Raw genomic sequence first — 16418 nt, 5'->3', positions numbered from 1 at the left:
TATGCGTATACTATTAGGGTTTAAATGATCGGCAAGTCCGTACATAAACCGAATCCCTTTTACTTCTGGAGATAAATTGATTACTTTTTCAATCAAAGACTTAGGAATAGCAAATGATGAAATTGTATCTGGAAAGTTTTCTTGGTAGCATTTAGTATGTTGGTCAAAATACTTTTGGCTTACATATTGACCAACTTCTGATACTTTAAGTTTACTTTGTTTCATTTTAAAAATAGTTAGGTGTTTACTTTAATTAATTTTTCTGAATAAGTGGTTTCTGTTTGAGATTAACTTATACCCATTCATTTCTCACAAATATTTAGAGGCAACCCTTTTTTGGTAAAGGGGTATTTGTGGGTTTGAATGGTTTTTCAATTTGGGAGGTGAAGAATAATACTGACATGTTGAATTAGTTTTTGTTTGTCCTACTTTTATGGCTTTTGGAATTTGCCACCGTTGATTTAAGTGGTATCTGGACTCCACTCTAAAAATGTTATTAAAAGTTTTTGGTGTGCTACTTTAAGTTTTGTCGGATAAAGTCAGTTTGCTTTAGGTTGTTAATCAACAACCTCGGAACTTTAATAAATTATATTTTTTGAAATGAGAAGTTGCGAATTGACTTACACTGTAGCGTAGCAAAAAACATATAGTTTTACTTTAGTTACCTAATAATAAGTCTTATTTATTGAAATACAAATAGTTAAAGTGGTGTTTTTTTTACTTTTCTGTGTTATGGTAGTTATATGAAAAAGCAATCGCATCTTGTAAAAAGAAACAATTGCTTATTAAATTTTAATTTTCGGTTGATATATTAAACTTGAATTATATTCAAATTTTCATCAGGTTTTTCTATTAAATAGGCTCCCAAATTATACCATTGAGTAGCGTTATCTAAAATCCAGCCATCAGAAGAAATCACTATTTCTTGACTTTTTGCGAGTACCTTATCAGGGCTCAATACTAATTCTACATCCCAGTTAAAGCTGTGTTCATTACTAACTTCAAGCAACTTAGATTTTAAACTTCCGCTATTTGAAATGGGTTGGTCCAAATACCATTTTACAGAAGAGATATTTAATTCTTTCAGCGCTGTACCTATTTTGATTAGGGCTTCATCCGTCTTCATTACTTTTTTATAAGTACCATGGACACTAGCAATGTCTCTAAAAACACCATCTCTACCTTTTAGAATATAACCTTCTGATAAATAACTTTCCATTAAAATCAATAAATTAAAACCATCAATTTCAACACTTTTGTTGGTTAGTTCTTTATCCTTTAACGCTTTATTATTTCTTAACTCAATAGCTTGATCACTATGACTTATTCGAGCAATGGCCAAGTGTTGCCTTTTATTGAGACGGTATCTATTTCCCACTAGTTTTAAAGAGGAGCTAGCTCCATATCCTCTTGTCAGTAAAAAGCACAAATCATCCACTGCTTCTTTTAATGTTGGATGCCATTTAGATGAAAAGAAATTCTCATCATTCGATTGTTTGCCTCTGTTTCTTAGTTTCAAAGTTTACTTTTTGATTGATAAAACTCGTTTTTTCACAAAATAGGAATAAAAGAATTTCCTTGAAAATGACAAAAGGTTAGTTGGTCGTACTTTCCCATTTCCCTTTTCTAAAAAACATGTTATGATACTTAGAAGATTTAAACACTAAATAAAAACTTTTTGAGCTTCTAATGGTGGTCGGCATTGATGCTAAAACATGATGAGTAGGTTGGTCCATTTTAATAACTAACCTTTCTGAACTATAAGTATTGGTTGTCTCAATCCTTCCTGAGTATGTTTTTGTGATCGTTTTACCTTCAGTAATGTAGAAAAAGATACTATCACTGTCCGTAATTTTGAATCTAAAATGATTGTATTGCCATTCTGCTTGTTTTTTGTCAAAGAAGCTTTGGTCTATCACATAATGTCCGTAATAATCTTCTTTCTTTAATTTTATAATTTCGGCAGGGCGAAATAACAAAGACAAGACTACGCCACTAATAATGAATCCCCAAAGCCACAAAAGTGATTTAAGGTACTTACTTTTTCTTTTATGCAACCACATAGCAAACAAGGCAAGACTTACTGGAAAAATGATGCAGGAAAAGAAAAGATTGAATCCGAATCCCATTAACTATTTTATTTAAGAGATGTTTCAAACATGCTCTAATATTTCGAGCGGTTTATATTTTATATTAATCTTCTAAAAATAGTACAAACAAATAAGGGTTCAAATATTTTGTATTACTGTTATATTGAGATGTATAGTTTTTGTTTGATTATTGTGGGAGAGGATGAATTTGATTTGCTATTGCATAAACAACCAAACCTACAGTGTTTTTAGCTCCCACTTTATCCAAGATTCTTTGTCTATGGTTTTCTATGGTTCGTTTACTTAGAAACAATTTATCTGCAATTTCTTGATTGGTATTTTCCTTACAAATGAGCTTTACAACTTCAATTTCTCTTTCGGATAGTTCTTCATTTGTGGTCAATGAAATTTTTTTTGAATTACTTGTCATATATTGCACAAGCATTTCTTTGTCTTTTTCTGTAAAATAGACGCCGGTTTTATAAACAGATTCAATGGCTTCAACCAGTAAATCTCTATTGGCATTTTTGGGGATAAAAGCGGACACGCCCAGTTTTATCATATGCCCCACAATATTACTTTTATAATGCGAAGAAAGTATAATAATTTTCAAATCTTCATATTGCCCTTTCAGAGATTCTACTAATTCAAAACCATCCATAGGTTTCATTTGAATATCCACTAAAGCAATATCAGGTAGGTCATCACTTTCTGTATTTTCAAGGTATTCTAAAAATGCTAAACCGCTGTTAGCTGTTTTAACGACGTTTACATGTCCGATTTTTGAGAAAATAAGCGAAAGCCCTTCTATTAATAACACTTCATCATCAACGAGGGCTATATTTATTTTATTATTCATTGTGTTGGCTGTACTATAATTAATCTTACTCCTTGATCTTTTTTACTTTTCCATTTACAACATCCATCAATGGATTTAATTCTACTGTCTATATTGTCAAGTCCCATTCCTTCTTGTAGCTGTGAGTGATCAAAACCTACACCATCATCAGACAAAATAATGCAAAGTGAACCTTTAGTATTTCGGATATGGATAAGCATATTTGAGGCTTTGGCATGCTTTATCACATTACTTAAAAATTCTTGAATGATGCGGTAGATTTGTAATTCAAATGAGATACCCCTAGGCTGGTATTTATGTTGCATAAGTAATTCAACCGAAAGGGATTTGTCTACATTTGCAATTAATGCTTCAATGGTTAGAATTAGCCCAAACTTTTCCAGATTAACAGGATAAAGAGAGTGAGAGATATTTCTAGTAGTCTCAATCAGTTCCGGAATCTGTTGTACAATGATTTCTTTTGACCTTTCATCATTCCATGTATCTTCATTATTAATCCAAAGTGATAGGATATTCAACTTGTTACCCACATCATCATGTAACACTTCTGCTATTCTTTTTCTTTCATTTTCTTGAACCAAAGAAGCTTGTAATGCCATTTCTTTCTGATGATTGAGCTCTAGTTCATGTTGAATATTTTTCTCTTGGAGTATTTTATTAATAAAGGCTCGATATAGTAGAAATATAAAAACGATGATGATTGTTAATACGATAGTAAAAACAACTATGAATTGGATTTCAATGACCATTTGTTTAGCCTATAAAATGTATAAATGAAGGTAATGTATAGGATGGAAGCAAGCACAGCATTTATTATCCAAATAGGAAGATTGATATTATTTAATTGATCCATTATCATAAATAAAAATAAAGAAACGCTGTAATATAAAAGTAATGAAGCATGAATAACTGTAAGTGGATTACTTTTAGTTAACTCTTTTAAGTTCTTTATTAAAACAAACACTGCCATGCATATTATAGTTAAGTGAGATAAAATTTTACCAAAACCATTTGACGCATCATTATTAAGAAACCATAAGATCCCAGCTTCAATAAGAAAACAAAGACTTATAACCCCACTCAATATTTTCCATTTTTTTTCGGCTTTTAGTTCGGTTAAAAATAAATTGACCACTATATAAAATTCTCCTGCCACATATATAGGATAAAGATGTTGCATATTTGAATGCTCTAATATATAAATGGAAATATAAGTAAAAAGCTCTATTGTTAATGCAAACCCTAAATAGTAGATATACCATTTTATCCTTTTATTCGTTCGTAACGAATTTTTTAGCATGCCGTAAATAAAGGCAATACATAATGTTAGATAAGAAAAGTAAATAGATATATATAGTGAATCAATTATTTGATTATAAAAATCCATAAGTAGGTCTATCTTTACATAATGGCGGACATGGGTGTACCCAATCTAGTGTATTTACAGGAAGAGTAGAAGTTTGATCACTATTGACTTTCAGAATTTTGCCTGTTCTTACTTCAATTGGATTACCTTCTTTATGGTTTGTAGCTATAAAAATTAAGATAGGTAAATGCTTTTGATAGATAAAAGATTTTTTAAAACCAAACAAAGCAACAACATCATCCTGATCTTCATCACCGCTCTCTAAATCTGCATATGGAACTGTAAAGGCATTAAAGATATACTTTCCTTTGAATGTAGTGCACTCATAATAGAACCAATCCAAGCAATTGTATTTCCATTGTTCGATATCTTTTGCTGATGCTTTTTCAGTAATAGAGGGTTCATTAATAACTGGATAATCCACTTCTTGCCAGAACTTCTCAATTTCTAAGCTTTTAGATAATCTTGTTTTAGAAACAGTGGTGACCACTTCTTTTTCCACTAATGTGATATCGTATTTCAAATGAGAAAGCTTCTTTGTGAGGTATTTATCAAGCTGTACTTCCGCTCCTTCTTTATCTAAAGGAACAAGAATTAAGATAAATTTGTCATCATGCACGCCTGCATAAATATGAAACTGACTATTGTCGTTGTTCTTTTTTAGCCATTCACGGTCCGATTTGTCAAAGCGGAATCCTTTAGTAGGATCGATGAGCTTGTTTACTTTTGAGAAATCGCTTTTAGTTTCTGCCCATTTTTGAATTGCTTGAATGCATTTTTCTTTTTTTAGCATAGCTGAATATTTAGTTTTAAAAGGTGTAGTTAGATTTTTAACTAGTAGTAGTTTACAATATCTTGTTTTAGGTGTAATCATTTAAGGTGTAACACTTTAAGTAAAGTGCTTACCAAAAATTAGTACAATCTACTTATTTCTAAATATAATTCAATTATTGAGAGTACGCAAGCTTTTCATTTACAGTGATTAAGAGGTGTGTTGTAACATTAGAAATGAAAAATAATGATTTGTAAAGTTGAATCAGTTAGTTTAATTAATTGTTATACAGTGTTTTGTGGTCTGTTCTTTACTTCGGTTAGGTATAAATACTCAATGCGACAATTGAGTATTTATACTCTATAAATCAAGAAGAAAAATTTTGATCTTTGTTATGTAATCATGAAAAGAAACTTTAAAACAGAAGTATCTTATTGTAAAACCCAAAACCATAACATCATAGTGATGTATAACTGATGAGAAATATTCTGCCACTATAATTTATTTACAATAGAACTTGATAAAAGTTTTAGCACTCATTTTAATTTTTAAAATATTTTATAATCCGTACAGAAAAACTGAATTAATTAATTTACAAATTGAAACTTAAAGTATTTAAAATTATGACTTTACCCGAAAACTCTTTCAATAAAAAAGAAACTATTGTACTCTATTCCATAGCAATAGAATTAATCCCTATTTAGAACTTAAGGTGTTTAACTTTTAGGACTTTCGAGAATTTATTTAATTGTTACTTTCGCTTTTAAACAAGGTCTGAAGTGAGTTCTTTTTTATAAAAGTATCCCTTCGGACCTTCGTTTTTTTAAAAATCAATTCTTACCAAAATTTGAAGCAAGTATTAATACTCAATTTGATAAAGTAGTATTCTTACTCTAAAAAACGGCCTATAATTCTCTGACATTTGTAATATAATCAAAAGCAAAAAATCGATTAAACGGCTGTTATTAAACTTTTGATTTCAAGGGCGTAAACCGAAAAGCCAATTTTAAAATAGAGTAGGAAAAAATTACTTATAAATTAATGCAAGACGAATATTCATGGTCATTGGAAGCTTATGAAAATTAAGGTAAGCTATGGTTAAGATGGATTACTGATGCTCTTTTTAGAGCACAACCTTAGGAGCATGTTTGAAAAATCGCTTTTAGTAAAAATTCCTTCTTTCAGAACGTGAGTTTATTAATTTCCTCACCACTGAAAATGGAAAATCTTTCTTCTAAAATAGACCTTTCAAAGATATTCTAAAAGCTTCAGGAATATCAGTTGATGATAAATATAGTCAGAAGAAACTTCTCTTTTGGGGTAATTCAACTTTATGGTCCTCATTCATATTTATCAGTATCATATCAATAATAGGATTAGGTATAAATACTCAATTTGAAAATGCGGTATTCTTACTCTATCAATTCTATCCTGCTTCCCTGACATTTGTAATGTATTCAAAAAGAAAGTAATCGATGAATAATCTATAGCTTTTTCGATTGTCAATGAAAACAATAAAAAGCTGATTTTTAAGTAGAACTAAAATGTTTTATTGATTAATAAAAGGAAAATATCCAACTCAACTCCAAAAACTTTTTAACAAATCAACCTAAAAATGAAAGTACAAGAAAAACATCAATTTAACGTAGGAAAATGGCTTCCTAAAGATTATGAATTAATCCGTAATCATATTAAAGGAATCAAATCCTATGTTGCAGCAAACCCAACGGAATTGACACCAAATATACTTGCTTTAGACTTGTATGTGAAAAGCCATCCGCAAATTAGTCAATGGTCAAATGACATGTTTACTGAAGTACCTCGCAAGTACCAATATTCAGAATATGGACATGAATTACAAAGTTGGGACGAGTTTATTCCATTGCTCAATGGGATTATGACTATGACCATGACATTCAATACTTCAGGCTGTGTAGGATTTCCAATCAACGCACTGTTGGACTGGGCGATGGGTACACCATCTGGACATAATTTCTTTTTGGACGATGGTGTAAATGAACATTTCAATAAAGTACTGAACGATTGGGGAGAATACTTGAAGAGTCATAGATCAGTCAACGCTGTAAAAAACAGTAATGAACATGTTACGGATTACCCTGGTCACTTTATTGACTTTCAATATTATTGGTTAAGTGATAAAGCAATGGTTGCCTTAGCGAATGCCTTGAATGATGGCATTGTATATAATGATTATGATCCTAAAAGAGCAAGGAAAGCATTCATCAAAGCATTTGATTGCCCTGATACGAGTAATGTACATTATGGCTTTAAAAGCTGGGATGATTTCTTTACACGTCAATTCAACCCGGGACAACGCCCAATTGCAGAAGAATCTGATGTTATTGCTAATGCTTGTGAGTCTGGGCCTTACAGAGTGGCATATAATGTACAGCGTAAAAATGCGTTTTGGATGAAAGGTCAACCTTATTCATTATTGAATATTTTTAATGAGACAGAAGGTAATTCCCCTCTTACAGACAAATATGAAGGAGGTACAATTTATCAGGCTTTTCTAAGTGCAGAAAGTTACCACAGATGGCACAGTCCGGTTGATGGTGTAGTTAAAACTGTATATGATACAGCCAGTCATAAACCATTCAACAGTACCTATTATTCAGAGTTGTTGCCTGTAGATCAATTAGATCTAGATCCTAGTGGACCAAATGAGTCACAAGGTTATATTTCAAATGTAGCCACTAGAGGCATTATTGAGATAGGAGCAAATAATCCGGCAATTGGTGATATGTGCGTTATTCCTGTTGGTATGGCTGAATGTGCTACTTGTGATATTACAGTGAACTCTGGAGATGAAGTAAAGAAGGGTGATGAAATTGGTATGTTCCATTTTGGAGGATCTACCCATCTATTGGTATTTCAAAAAGACGTCAATCTCCTATTTGATTATCACGGAGAACGACCGGGTTTAAGTGCCAAAAATATCCATGTAAATTCTAAAATTGCCACAGTAGTAGATAAAGTATTGGAATATCCTACAGAAAATGGCGAGAGTGGATTACGTATTGGACTTAAGAAGACTTTCAATAAAAATGCAGGTGCTGTATTGGCTGTTGTTCCTTCTGATGAAGCCGCATTCCCTATTAATGTGGGAAATGGCAGAGGACAATACTTGTGGGGAGTAAATGCCAGAGGGTGTGTGGACAAACACAGGGGAACTGAACAGCCTTTTGATCTTCAAGCATCAAGTAATTTACACTTTGATTTTCCGAATGCAGGAAGTAGTGGTTATATCATCGGAGATAATCCAAATGATACTATTTGTGCCGCACTGAAGATTGTAGTTCCAGAAGGTAGTCAGCAGTGGCCATTGGTGGTGTCTGACACATTAGGCAATACCATTTGGGGCGTTGACTGCCAAGGAAATGTAGGAAAAAATAACCCAGTCCCAATGAAAGAGACGGCCACCTTGCATATGCACTATCCATCTAGAGAAGGTGGATCGAATGGTTTAGTCATTGGTGATGTGAATATGACTTTAGGGTGTTATGGTGGAATTTCGATTATAGTACCTGAATATGCCTCAAGTGATATTTATGCAATTGCAGTGGTTGATGCTAGTGGAGACCTGCTTTGGGGTGTAGATTCCAAAGGAAAAGAAGTGAAAACAACTAAAAAGACTCTTCACTTGTAGTACCATATCTGGAAGCAAGAAACTAACAATAACTGATTAAATGTTATTTATTTCTCTATTTTGCTGATTTACCGTTAGCAGGGGCTGTAACAAAACATGGAATCTCTAATGATTCTCTTTGTAACAGTCCCTGCTCTTTTTCTATAAATTGCATTTTTTATTCATAATGTACTGTTTCACCTGAATATACTTCTTTGATCTTACCTTGGTGATCAAAAACAAAGAAGAAAAAAGTAGAACTCCCTTTCCAGGAATTTAAGTCGTGATCATAAGGGAGACAAAAACTTTTTACCTCCGCAGATAAAGTATTATTGAAAATATCAGAGAAAAATACTTGATACCCATCTTTTCTATTTGAAGGCAGATGTTTCACCATTTTGTAAGTCATGCTTTGAATTGGAGAAAAATGACTCCAGATAAAAATCTAATGTAAAGTGTGTAGGTGCTAATGAATATAAAAATAACACGTGCATATTGTAGGTTCAAATAATTCGTAATATAAATTTGATTCTTGCATCAGGAATTAAGAGCTTGTTTGTAATAGATGTTTCAAACGTTCCCTAAAACCAAGGAATACTTGGTATTTTCTTAAAGTACAAGAATTAGAAAAAAATAGCAGTATATATAGGGTGTAAATTAAAGCATCTTTGAATTCTTTACCGGTCTTTTTTGGAAGAGATTTTCTAATAATAACTTTACAAAAAGCTTGTTTCTCTATTATTAAAAGCAACTTAGGTTTGGAATTAAGTCAAGAGTTATTTGAATACGTTTTGGCACCAATAGTGTCAGCTCAATTATTTTTTACAATACTTCTATATTTTACAATCGTACGCAAAAGAATAGCGGCAGACTACAGCTTATACAGTATATTTCTGATTTCATTTGTGGTGTTTTTGCTTGGACGAATGGCTTGGGTTTTTCTGTCTGAGAAAGGAGCTATCACCATATTGTATATACGCATGGTTCTGCTTTTGGGAATTGGAATTCCATCTTTACTTATTGCAGCGACTAAACAAGCAGGGATCAAAGTTTCGAAGTCCTTCTGCTTTTATACTTATGCTGTAGGAATGTCATTGGGTGTTGCATATGTATTGTTGTATGATTACGGTACACTGAGGTGGTTTTTGGAGGGCATTCATGATAATATCAATGGAGTCCATTGGGCACATAAAATTCAAATTATAAGTGGGGTTGTTCAATTAATTATTCCGTGTACGTATCTTATTGGTAAAGAGCTGTTAGGAAAACGTCAATTAAAACTATTATTATTTCTTTCAGGAGGATGTCTTTTTGGTCTTACATTAGTGATTGGTGTGGGTGCAGAGCCCCAGTTTATTGGCTTGTATTATTTTGCATCGATTCCTGTAGGTATGTTGTGGATTTGGGCGGTGGCACTTGATATTAAAGAAATGAAAGGAAAGGCAGGTTTATTGAAAGAAGAACTGTCTCTTTTGATCAAGTCAGATTTGGGAATGCCAACAAAGAAAATCAAATCATTGCTGGAAAACTTGGAGGATGTGTCTTATGGCAATTTGGAAGTATATAAAATGAGAGTGCGGGAGATTCTGAATAGTCTTACAGATACAACTATTGAGGCAGGGGGAGATACTGAGAAACTATTACAAAGGAATGAGGAACGAACACATGCTATACAAGAAAGTTCAGATGTCAATCAGGTTAAAGAGATTCTTTTTAATGAAGCTGTAGAATTATCGGAGATCATAGCCAAAAATCCATCTCAAAGAAATGCTTTAGCGGTCAAAAAAGTAGTAGATTATTTGAAAGAAAGTTTCGCTGAAGATATCAGTATAGATACTATAGCCGAGATGGCAGGATTAAGCAAAGCACATTTAATGCGAGAATTTAAAAAGACAATGGACTGTACCATTCTACAATATCAAACTAAACTTAGAATCGAAGCATCACAACATCTATTAAAAAACAATTCTGTGAGTGATACGGCTTATGATGTGGGGTACAGCAACCCCAATTATTTCAGTACAGTTTTCCGAAAAGTAACCGGGAAAAGCCCTGTGGAGTATCAGGCAATTTACAAAGAAGTAGAAAATTAATGCTGGATTACGGGGGCAAAATGTGAATAATGGTATCAAGCATTTATTTAGAGGTTTGATAGCACCTATTTGAAGATGGTTGATAGAAGGAGTCGGTAATTTTAGGAAATCAATAAAATTTCTATCAATGAGACTTCAAAATATTTTAATCAGTTTATTAACACTCTACAGTTCATCGGCAGTTTTTGCACAACATGACACTAAAAAGAGTTTTGATTTTATCATAGCCGATGATGGGGCCTGGACTTGGTACAACGATGAAAGGGCCGCATATAAAGATGGAAGGCTTTATACTTCTTATGTAAAAAGTAATGGGAAAACAGCTTTATCCGTCAATGATATAGCTACAGGAGCTTCTATTGGAAGTGAGGTAGAATTAAGTACTTGGCATCAAAAGGACGATCACAACAATGCCTCTATACTGATGCGTGAGGATGGTAAAATTATGGCCTTTTACAGTAAGCATATTGGTCCAAAAGAGAATTATTTCAGAACTTCTCTTGTCGATGCACCCACTCAAGCCTCAGATTGGGGAGAGGAAATCACACAAAAAACAACCAATAATTCTGACCATAAAGGAGCAACTTACAACAATGCATTTCAATTAAGTGCAGAGAATGGCAAGATCTACAACTTTATGCGTACCAATAATTTCAACCCTAATGTAAAGACTTATAATCAAAAAGGTGAGCCGTTGCGTGATGGGAAAGATTTTATTTTGTTTAAAAATGGTGATGGAAGTGTACGTCCATATGTAAAGTATACTTCAAATAAAAAAGACAGAATTGATTTTTTCTTTACAGATGGGCACCCTCGTAAGGCGGATAACAGTTTGTACCATTGTTATTATAAAACCAATGCAGACGGTTCTCAAGGGAAAATTTATCAAACAGATGGAACTCTAATCACTACTTTGGAGAATGTATTTGAAGGAAAGCCTATTGATGTGGCTAGTGTCAATAAATTGTATCAGTTTGGCTCAGACGGTACAAAAGCAAGAGCATGGACGCACAATATCAATTATGATCAAAAAGGGTATCCTGTAGTAAGCTATTCAAAACAATTAGATATCAACACTATCACTTATCATTATGCAAAATGGAATGGAAAAAAGTGGTCAAACTACTTTGTAGCAGATGCCGGAAGAGGCTTATATAAAGGAGAAGATGACTATACGGGAATCATTACAATCAATCCATACAATACGAATGAGATTTTTATGGCTTCTAATAAAAACCCAATTACTGAAGTAGAGGGAGAACGCTATGAAATCTATGCTGCTGTAACAAAAAACAATGGAAAAACTTGGAAATGGAGGGCCATCACTGAAAATTCAAAACAAGATAATTTAAGACCTTATGTTCCAAAAGGAATTGACAAGGCAGAAGATCGAGTAGTACTTTGGTTTTACGGCCGATACACAACATATATGAATTATAAGGCACGTGTGGTTGGTGAGTATATCAATAAAGCATACGAAGGTAAAGCACCTGTTTACGATGAAACTGTTAATTAATTAGTAGAAAAATTTGATTCAGAATAAAATGAACTACTCTATATTTAAGCATATTATAGGCATTATAATGACTTTGCTTTTGATAGGATGCAGTACTCAAAAAAAAGTGGCAGAGCAAGAAGAAGTAAAGAATATTATCATTAAAGTAAACGATTATTGGCAAGGGAATCATGAACCACAAAGGAGGTCTTTTTGGGATCACGCCGCCTATCATACAGGCAATATAGCCGCTTACGAAATCACAAAAAAAGAAGCTTATAAGAATTACGCTTTGGCTTGGGCTGAACACAATGAATGGGAAGGAGCAAAGTCCAATGACCCAAATGAGTGGAAGTACAAGTATGGTGAAACAGATGATTATGTATTGTTTGGTGACTGGCAAATTTGCTTTCAAACTTATATCGACTTATACAATTTATCGGAAGAAAAGTCTGAAAAAATGGTCGCTAGAGCCAAAGAGGTAATGCAATATGAAATGTCAACGCACCGAAATGATTACTGGTGGTGGGCAGATGGCTTGTATATGGTAATGCCCGTGATGACAAAGCTTTACAACTTGACAGGGGACGAGCAATACCTTGATAAATTATATGAGTATTTTTCATATTCTAAGGACATCATGTATGATACAGAAACAGGGTTGTTTTTCAGAGATGCTCGCTATGTTTTCCCGAAACATACATCGATGAATGGTATGAAAGATTTTTGGGCAAGAGGAGACGGCTGGGTGTTTGCTGGTTTAGCCAAAGTACTGCAGGATGTACCTGCGGATTGGGAACACAAAGCGTATTTTGAAGATATTTATAAAAAGATGGCTTTTACTTTAAAAACTGCACAGCAGGAAGATGGGTATTGGACGCGAAGTATTTTAGACCCCAAACATGCTCCTGGACCTGAAACAAGCGGTACTGCATTTTTTACCTATGGGTATTTGTGGGGGATCAACAACGGCATTCTTTCCAAAGGTGAATACCTGCCTGTAGTAGAAAAATCATGGGAGTACTTAACAAATACCGCATTAAATGAGAATGGAAAAATTGGATACATTCAGCCCATCGGTGAACGTGCTATTCCAGGACAACATGTAGATGAAAATTCAACTGCTGATTTTGGTGTGGGGGCCTATCTTTTGGCCGCCACTGAAATGTATAAGTTTGTGAGCAAATAAAATATAATTCTTCATTTCATAGGTTAATTATTAAATACTGCAATTTTACAAGGTGTATTTTTGCCTTTTACCTTATCACAAGTGTTTTGCTGAAAGGCATCACTTGTGTTCTTTTATTTCATATAATCCATTATTCCGGTTTTCTAAAAGAAATAGGATAAATATAGTTTGGAGGTTCGATCTTTCCTCTTCGATAGATCACATCCCATTCTGGAATAGATTTAAGTACTCTTATGGCTTCAAGGTTGATGAGTGAATCAGCCCCTCGAAGAATTTCTACTTCTTTGACCTTTCCCTCTTCCGAAACGCCAGTGACTCTTACATAAACCCTTATCAAGGAAACAGAATCGAATACACTCAAATTGATATTGTTGTAATCTATATTTTCATCTAAGAATTGATACTCATAGTTTACTGTTTCATAGCTTTTCTAGTATTGTTTTATTCTTCAAAAAAAGAAAGGACAGCTTTATTAAATCGATCAGCGTTTCTTTTCGGTTCTTCATGTGTTCCATTTTCAAAAATAATAAGCTTTGAATGCTTAATACTCTCTGCAATCAATTGAGTATGTGATTCAAAGAAGTAATCATTTTCCCCTGCCATCACTAATGCGGGACATTTTATGCTTTTTAGTTCTATGGGATTGATGTTAGGCTCATCTCTTAATAAGTGTAAGAGTTTTTGCTGAAAGGTGATTTCAGTGTTCTTCTTTTCTAAATCTTTTATTCTTTTATGTAACGCACTATTGATTTCGGGTTTTACAGTGGTCTCATCATTATACAAACATGCTCCCATAACGGCTAATTGATGAATCTTATCAGGTGATTTTATACTCATAATTAATGCTGTATTTCCACCGTCACTCCAACCTAGTACCTTTACTTTATCAAGTTTTAATTCATCTATAAAATTCAACATGTCATCAGCAAATAATGAATAAGAAAGTTCTGATCCATCTTCATTGGATCTTCCGTGCCCCCTTGTGTCTACAGCAATTACTTTAAACTTTTTTGCTAATACAGGGATTTGATAAGCAAAATCTTCAATAGACTGACCATTCCCATGAAGTAATAAAAGCGGGAAACCTTTACCATAGATTTCATAATAGAATTTTACTTGATCAATATTCATATATTTACCCACTTCGTCATTATGGCCATGGAGAATGATGTTACTAGAGTCAATTATTAAAGCATCATCATGAACAGATACTGTACAATTTTGAGGTAAAGAAAACTTCTGTGAGGGGTGATTTTTCTGATTAAGCTTGAAGTCCGAATTTGGAATCAATATTTTTTCCCAATCCCCTCCTTTCTTTTTTATTTCTAACATAAAATCATTGAAATAAAACTTCCCTTTAAACCAGCATTGTACACCGAGTAACAAATACTTTGATTTTTTGTTGATTTGACAACTTACAGCATATCTTTCCCAAGAGTTTTCTGTAATCGTCTCTTTTGGACCATCATATAAAAGAACCTTATCGTTATCATCATCTAATCTGACAAATAGAGATGCTCCTGCTTTGCCATCGAATCTTTCTGCCTTTGCTTTAACGGTCAACTTTAATTCACCTCCTTTGTATTTAGAAATATCAATCTTTTTGAAATGACCCGCCATATAATCTATTGGATTTTGAGCTAGAAGATTTTGGAATGACAAAAAGAGCAAGAATAGAGAAGAAATAATATAGTTCATTGAATTTTTAATTGCGTTAAGTATTGATACATAAATCAATACACTGATCGCTTCTAAATAGTTGGAAAGCTACCGTTCAGAAACACCCTCCTTCGATTAAAGTAATTTTACCAAAATCGGAAAACCTATCTTTTTTTAACTGTCAAAATTAGCGGTAGAATTTTATCTTAGCTAAAAATTTGAATGAAATGAGCAAACCAATCATAATAGGGGTAGGAGAGATCCTATGGGATATTTTAAAAGAAGGAAAACAATTAGGAGGAGCTCCTGCCAACTTTGTATATCATTGTGCACAGCAAGGAGCTGAAGCCTATGCCATAAGTTCTATCTCTGATGATAAGTTAGGGAATGAAATTGTTGAGTTATTAAAGCAAAAACAGGTTTCTTCCTTTTTAAATGCATCAAAACTGCCCACAGGAACTGTAACAGTAGAGTTAGGTGAGGAGGGGGTACCTTCTTACAATATTCATGAGAATGTAGCTTGGGATGATATACAGCTTTCAGAAGAGGCGAAAGAAAAACTTAGACAAGCAGATGCCATCTGTTTTGGGTCCCTAGCCCAAAGAAGTGCACAAAGCGAAAAAAGTATTCAAGAAACACTGTCTATCGTCCCCGATCACTGCCTTAAGGTTTTTGACATCAACCTGCGTCAGCATTATTATTCTAAAGCTTTGATTGAGAGATGCTTATTGGAAGCTGATATTTTAAAAATCAACGAAGATGAGATTACAGTTCTTATTGATTTATTTCAAATTGAAGGGAGAACAGTTGTTAGGCTAAAAGCATTAATCGAATTTTTTAATCTGAAGATGGTTGTATTGACCATGGGTTCAGAAGGCTCTTATTTAGTAACAGCAGAAGATGATTCTTATTGTAAAACACCAAAAGTTAAAGTGGCAGATACCATTGGAGCAGGCGATGCTTTCACTGCAACAATGATTATGGGATTGTTGGAAGGGAAGAAATTAGAAGATTTGCATCAAAAAGCGGTAGAAGTTTCAGCTTTTGTTTGCACTCAAAAAGGAGCAATGCCAGATTATACCAACATGTAATTTGTATTAAGTACAAATCCAAAGTTATCTAACTGAGCTATCGCTCTATTAAAATTTTGAATTTTCATTTCTTTGACAGAAAGTCGATCTTTATTCTATGAAAAGACTTGATGCATTTGAACTCTATAGAGATTACTTAATTGACTCACCAAGCA

15 protein-coding genes are annotated in these 16418 nt (G+C 33.4%); 5 read left to right on the top strand and 10 right to left on the bottom strand.

Translation table 11 applies throughout. From position 1 onward, the window contains the following. From AVL50_RS27540 to AVL50_RS27510, 7 genes are all read right to left on the bottom strand, one after another. On the bottom strand, window positions 1–225 hold a 225-nt coding region (locus AVL50_RS27540), incomplete at its 3' end, for a hypothetical protein (protein WP_157491616.1). Between the two features lie 586 nt (window positions 226–811). Continuing rightward, the gene (locus AVL50_RS27535) at window positions 812–1519 is read right to left on the bottom strand and encodes a DUF434 domain-containing protein (RefSeq protein WP_062620462.1); all 708 of its coding nucleotides are present in this window, start codon (window positions 1517–1519) and stop codon (window positions 812–814) included. A gap of 76 nt (window positions 1520–1595) precedes the next feature. Then, entirely contained in the window at window positions 1596–2129 is a 534-nt protein-coding gene (locus AVL50_RS27530) for a hypothetical protein (RefSeq protein ID WP_062620460.1), read from the bottom strand. A 148-nt stretch (window positions 2130–2277) separates the two neighbouring features. Next, a complete protein-coding gene (locus AVL50_RS27525; protein WP_062620458.1) occupies window positions 2278–2949 on the bottom strand; it encodes a response regulator transcription factor in 672 nt (223 codons plus the stop codon). Then, window positions 2946–3548 carry a sensor histidine kinase gene (locus AVL50_RS27520; RefSeq protein ID WP_216639094.1) on the bottom strand — a complete coding sequence of 201 codons (603 nt, stop codon included), beginning with the start codon at window positions 3546–3548 and terminating at the stop codon, window positions 2946–2948. The genes AVL50_RS27525 and AVL50_RS27520 overlap by 4 nt, the downstream gene beginning before the upstream one ends. Window positions 3549–3673: 125 nt before the next feature. Next, a complete protein-coding gene (locus AVL50_RS27515; protein WP_157491614.1) occupies window positions 3674–4129 on the bottom strand; it encodes a hypothetical protein in 456 nt (151 codons plus the stop codon). Between the two features lie 193 nt (window positions 4130–4322). Continuing rightward, the gene (locus tag AVL50_RS27510; RefSeq protein ID WP_062620454.1) at window positions 4323–5108 is read right to left on the bottom strand and encodes a hypothetical protein; all 786 of its coding nucleotides are present in this window, start codon (window positions 5106–5108) and stop codon (window positions 4323–4325) included. A 1594-nt stretch (window positions 5109–6702) separates the two neighbouring features. Here AVL50_RS27510 and AVL50_RS27505 point away from each other — a divergent pair. After that, window positions 6703–8757, top strand: coding sequence for a phosphatidylserine decarboxylase family protein (locus AVL50_RS27505; RefSeq protein ID WP_062620452.1), 2055 nt, complete (start codon window positions 6703–6705; stop codon window positions 8755–8757). Between the two features lie 157 nt (window positions 8758–8914). Here AVL50_RS27505 and AVL50_RS27500 read toward each other — a convergent pair whose 3' ends face one another. After that, window positions 8915–9145 carry a hypothetical protein gene (locus AVL50_RS27500; RefSeq protein ID WP_062620450.1) on the bottom strand — a complete coding sequence of 77 codons (231 nt, stop codon included), beginning with the start codon at window positions 9143–9145 and terminating at the stop codon, window positions 8915–8917. 349 nt (window positions 9146–9494) lie between these two features. Here AVL50_RS27500 and AVL50_RS27495 point away from each other — a divergent pair, with 349 nt between their 5' ends. The 3 genes from AVL50_RS27495 (at window position 9495) to AVL50_RS27485 (ending at window position 13513) form a co-directional block, all read left to right on the top strand. Next, window positions 9495–10829, top strand: coding sequence for an AraC family transcriptional regulator (locus AVL50_RS27495; protein WP_157491612.1), 1335 nt, complete (start codon window positions 9495–9497; stop codon window positions 10827–10829). 127 nt (window positions 10830–10956) lie between these two features. Continuing rightward, window positions 10957–12345, top strand: a complete 1389-nt coding sequence (locus AVL50_RS27490; RefSeq protein ID WP_062620447.1) for a BNR-4 repeat-containing protein — start codon at window positions 10957–10959, stop codon at window positions 12343–12345. A 28-nt stretch (window positions 12346–12373) separates the two neighbouring features. Next, entirely contained in the window at window positions 12374–13513 is a 1140-nt protein-coding gene (locus AVL50_RS27485) for a glycoside hydrolase family 88 protein (RefSeq protein WP_062620446.1), read from the top strand. A gap of 130 nt (window positions 13514–13643) precedes the next feature. Here AVL50_RS27485 and AVL50_RS27480 read toward each other — a convergent pair whose 3' ends face one another. Further along, the gene (locus AVL50_RS27480) at window positions 13644–13874 is read right to left on the bottom strand and encodes a hypothetical protein (protein ID WP_157491610.1); all 231 of its coding nucleotides are present in this window, start codon (window positions 13872–13874) and stop codon (window positions 13644–13646) included. An 80-nt stretch (window positions 13875–13954) separates the two neighbouring features. Then, window positions 13955–15211: an alpha/beta fold hydrolase gene (locus AVL50_RS27475; protein ID WP_062620442.1), complete on the bottom strand. Its 1257-nt coding sequence runs from the start codon at window positions 15209–15211 to the stop codon at window positions 13955–13957. 188 nt (window positions 15212–15399) lie between these two features. Between AVL50_RS27475 and AVL50_RS27470 the strand changes: the two genes are divergently transcribed. Continuing rightward, window positions 15400–16263, top strand: a complete 864-nt coding sequence (locus AVL50_RS27470) for a carbohydrate kinase (protein ID WP_062620441.1) — start codon at window positions 15400–15402, stop codon at window positions 16261–16263. The last annotated feature ends 155 nt before the right edge of the window (window positions 16264–16418 follow it).

The organism is Flammeovirga sp. SJP92 (genome assembly GCF_001583495.1).
In the GTDB taxonomy this organism is placed as follows: Bacteria; Bacteroidota; Bacteroidia; order Cytophagales; family Flammeovirgaceae; genus Flammeovirga.
This window is presented reverse-complemented; position numbering and strand designations above follow the sequence as displayed.

What these genes read in the sequence shown, in the direction of transcription:
- AVL50_RS27530 (WP_062620460.1), bottom strand. Translation starts at nt 2,129, where the DNA reads ATGGGATTCGGATTCAATCTTTTCTTTTCCTGCATCATTTTTCCAGTA.
- AVL50_RS27525 (WP_062620458.1), bottom strand. Translation starts at nt 2,949, where the DNA reads ATGAATAATAAAATAAATATAGCCCTCGTTGATGATGAAGTGTTATTA.
- AVL50_RS27520 (WP_216639094.1), bottom strand. Translation starts at nt 3,548, where the DNA reads ATGGCATTACAAGCTTCTTTGGTTCAAGAAAATGAAAGAAAAAGAATA.
- AVL50_RS27515 (WP_157491614.1), bottom strand. Translation starts at nt 4,129, where the DNA reads ATGCAACATCTTTATCCTATATATGTGGCAGGAGAATTTTATATAGTG.
- AVL50_RS27510 (WP_062620454.1), bottom strand. Translation starts at nt 5,108, where the DNA reads ATGCTAAAAAAAGAAAAATGCATTCAAGCAATTCAAAAATGGGCAGAA.
- AVL50_RS27505 (WP_062620452.1), top strand. Translation starts at nt 6,703, where the DNA reads ATGAAAGTACAAGAAAAACATCAATTTAACGTAGGAAAATGGCTTCCT.
- AVL50_RS27500 (WP_062620450.1), bottom strand. Translation starts at nt 9,145, where the DNA reads ATGACTTACAAAATGGTGAAACATCTGCCTTCAAATAGAAAAGATGGG.
- AVL50_RS27490 (WP_062620447.1), top strand. Translation starts at nt 10,957, where the DNA reads ATGAGACTTCAAAATATTTTAATCAGTTTATTAACACTCTACAGTTCA.
- AVL50_RS27485 (WP_062620446.1), top strand. Translation starts at nt 12,374, where the DNA reads ATGAACTACTCTATATTTAAGCATATTATAGGCATTATAATGACTTTG.
- AVL50_RS27475 (WP_062620442.1), bottom strand. Translation starts at nt 15,211, where the DNA reads ATGAACTATATTATTTCTTCTCTATTCTTGCTCTTTTTGTCATTCCAA.
- AVL50_RS27470 (WP_062620441.1), top strand. Translation starts at nt 15,400, where the DNA reads ATGAGCAAACCAATCATAATAGGGGTAGGAGAGATCCTATGGGATATT.